Raw genomic sequence first — 1706 nt, 5'->3', positions numbered from 1 at the left:
TGCTTTACCGGGTGGTTCCCCTCGGAGAGAAGGCGGAGGGTATGTCTTTGACGACAGCTCCAGCTTCCGGGGGTGAGACGGAGCCGGTTGTCCCAAAGGTCAAAGGTAAGGTGCTGGTCTGCCAGAAATCCGACTGTTATCGGCGGGGGGCCGGAGCGGTGATGCAAGCCTTGAACTCCCATTTGGCCGCCTACTCCGGTTCGATTTGCGTGCAGGGGGTGGGCTGCATGAAAGATTGTAAACGGGGCCCCCATGTGGTGTTTATGCCCGACAAAGCCCGTTATAGCGGCGTTTCCCCCCAAGGGATCCCGGATCTGTTGGAGCGGCATTTTGCCATTGCGTCGCGGGTACAGCAGGTTGAGACAGCGGCTTCTTCCCAATGCCCACGCTGACCCTCCATCGGCGAACGGCTCTGTGGGGCGGGCACGAGTGATTTTCCTTCTGCAGAGGAGCCGCTTTGGGTTGGTTTGAGACAGATTCCTTTCTTTTTCCCGGTGGTGGGCTGCAATTGACTGCCCTTGCCCCCCGGGAGAGGAGAGCCAACACAATCACACAGGTTGCTGCAATCGGAAATGAATGGTGCAAAGGGTGCAGCAGTAGACCTGGGGAGAGCGAGATCCCGATTGCCAGCTGGTGGAAGGGATCCCTCCTGTGTGATGCTACAGACAGAGGCAGGCTAGGGGAGGGAACAAACCTTGCGGGTGGGGATCATCGGCACCGGCTACGCAGCTCGCTCACGGGCCGAGGCCTTGCGCAAAGATGGGCAAGTGCAGATTGTCGCTGTTGCCGGTCGAGCTCCCGACCGGAGCGATGCTTTTGCCGCCGAGTTGGGGGCCGTCGCCTATTCGGACTGGTCTTCTCTGTTGGGCGAGCAGCGGCTGGATCTGGTTTTTGTCAGCACCATCAATCGGGATCATGCCGCCATTGCCCGTGCTGCTCTGGAGGCAGGGATCCACACCGTCGTGGAATATCCCCTCGCCCTCAGCGCTGCCGAAGCGCGTTCCTTGGTGCAATTGGCAGCCGAGCGGCAAGTGCTGCTGCACGTCGAACACATCGAGCTAATTAGCGGCGTTCACCGGTTGCTGAAACGAGAGCTGGAAGGGCTGGGCAAGCTGTTTGCCGTTCGCTACATCACTCTCACCGCCACCCACCCCGCCCCCGATCGCTGGACCTATCGGCCTGAGTTGTTTGGCTTCCCCCTCATGGGGGCCGTTTCTCGCATCCACCGCTTGGTGGACTTGTTGGGCAAGGTGGAACGGGTGAGCTGCCAACTGCGCTACGACGGGCCGGATCTGCCCCACCGCTACAGCAGTTGCTACTGCACAGCCCAGCTGAGTTTTGCCAGTGGATTGCTGGCGGTGTTGACCTATGGCAAGGGGGATTCCCTGTGGTGCTCGCAGCGGCTACTGGAGTTCCACGGTCAACGGGGGGGCCTGTTGATCAACGGCGAAGAGGCAACGTTGCTGCGGCCCGGCAGCGCCCACCCTCTAGAGACGGGATCCCGCCACGGCCTGTTCGAGCAAGACACCCGCATGGTGCTGGATCACCTGCGCCACGGCAGACCCCTCTATATCCATACTGAAAACATGCTCCACGCCCTGGCGGTGGCCGAGGCAGCCGAGCGATCTGCCCAAACCCAGCAGGTGGTTTGCGTTCAGGATTGGCCCTAAGGGAAGTCCCTGATACATTTACGCTGAACACTGCTG

General features: G+C 60.8%; 2 protein-coding genes. Both read left to right on the top strand.

Annotated features, from left to right (window positions below; genetic code table 11):
- Positions 1-392: (2Fe-2S) ferredoxin domain-containing protein (locus NW815_RS03635; protein WP_414415718.1), on the top strand; the 392-nt coding region annotated here is incomplete at its 5' end.
- Between the two features lie 309 nt (positions 393-701).
- Positions 702-1670 carry a Gfo/Idh/MocA family protein gene (locus tag NW815_RS03630; RefSeq protein WP_414328990.1) on the top strand — a complete coding sequence of 323 codons (969 nt, stop codon included), beginning with the start codon at positions 702-704 and terminating at the stop codon, positions 1668-1670.
- The last annotated feature ends 36 nt before the right edge of the window (positions 1671-1706 follow it).

Source organism: Synechococcus sp. R6-7 (genome assembly GCF_047461695.1).
Taxonomy (GTDB): Bacteria; Cyanobacteriota; Cyanobacteriia; order Thermostichales; family Thermostichaceae; genus Thermostichus.
The sequence above is the reverse complement of the archived record's forward strand: the minus strand, read 5'-3'. Positions and strand labels throughout refer to the sequence as shown.